We start from the raw sequence: 1,349 nt of genomic DNA, 5'->3' as shown, positions 1-1,349 counted from the left end.
CGCAGGCGGGGCCGCCGGCTTGCGGTCGCAGCCGGCCAGCGCCAGTGCGGCGCAGGCGGCAAGAAGGGTGGCGCGGTGGGGGCGAGGGGACGTCATTGCGTGTTTTCAACCCAGGAGGACGTGATCGCCGGGACTGGACAGGAGGGAATCGCATGGCGATATGCATTGCGAAACCGACCCATGCACGACCGGCATAAGGAAACTGTTAGGTTTTCTTGATCGGAAACTATTTCGTTTCTAAATTCGGGTCAATAGCCCGCCACACCGTTCCGTGAAGGAGACCCGCGAATGCCCGCAACCGGGGCCACGATTTCGGACCTTGCGCTCTCTTCCCGCTCCGGGGAGCGAACAAGGCCCGGCGCCGAAAGGCGATGCCCCGGCCGCCCCCCGGTACTCGAGGGCGGCGAACGGCGCGAGCTGATCATCCAGGCGGCGTGCGAGGTGCTGCGCAACAACGGCTATCACGGCGCCTCGATGGACAAGCTGGCCCATCTGTCGGGTATGTCCAAGAAGACGATCTACCAGATGTTCGCCTCGAAGCTGGACCTGTTCCAGACCCTGATCCGCGAGCGCCTGTTCGACATGAAGTACCGCGCCTGGTGCCCCTGCCCCAACGTGGGGCCCGAGGAGGAGCTGGTGCAGATCCTGCTGTCGATCGCGGGCAGCATCCTGCAGCCCGACCGGATGAGCCTGACGCGCGCCATCGTCGGCGAGATCCGCGACGCCGGCGAGATCCGCAAGATCATGGAGGGCATCGAGATCAGCGGAAACAGCAACCAGGTCGAGGCCTGGCTGCACCGCCAGCGGGACGCCGGCACCTATGCGATCGACGACGTCGAGGACCTGGGGCGCGGCCTGTTCAACATGACCGTCGGCAAGATGGTCCTGGCCGAACTGTTCTATTGCAACAAGCCGCTCACCCGGCTGGAACTCGAAGCGAATATCCGCCGCTGGGTCCGCATCTTCCTGCGCGGCCTGCCCCCGCCGCCTCGCTGCCGCCATTCTCCGGCGGCCTGACGGCCTGAACGCCACGGGCGGGCTTCCGCCCGCCGGGAAAGAGGCTATCATCCCGGCAATGACCGCAGGACCTCCCTCCAGGACCGCCGGCCGGACCGCCCGTTTCTGCACCGGCTCCATCATGCGCCACGTCGTCGTCATGGCCGGGACGGGGGCGATCGGGCTGATGGCGGTCTTCGCGGTCGACCTGCTCAACCTGTTCTACATCTCGCGGCTGCGCGATCCGGCCCTGACGGCGGCGGTCGGCTTCACCGGCGCGGTGGGCTATGTGCAGATCGCGGTGTCGATCGGCATGTCGATCGGGCTGGGCGCCGTCACCGCGCGGCAGATCG

The 1,349-nt window shown here is 66.8% G+C and carries 1 protein-coding gene and 1 pseudogene; both read left to right on the top strand.

Going from position 1 to position 1,349, the window contains the following annotated elements; genetic code table 11:
- Window positions 1-288 precede the first annotated feature (288 nt).
- Complete coding sequence (locus HUK84_RS18495; protein WP_176641539.1) at window positions 289-1,017, top strand: TetR/AcrR family transcriptional regulator; 729 nt, start codon at window positions 289-291, stop codon at window positions 1,015-1,017.
- A gap of 121 nt (window positions 1,018-1,138) precedes the next feature.
- Window positions 1,139-1,349, top strand: a pseudogene (locus HUK84_RS18490) (MATE family efflux transporter); the annotation flags it as partial.

This window comes from Nguyenibacter vanlangensis, from assembly GCF_013376155.1.
Classification (GTDB): Bacteria; Pseudomonadota; Alphaproteobacteria; order Acetobacterales; family Acetobacteraceae; genus Gluconacetobacter; species Gluconacetobacter vanlangensis.
The sequence above is the reverse complement of the archived record's forward strand: the minus strand, read 5'-3'. Positions and strand labels throughout refer to the sequence as shown.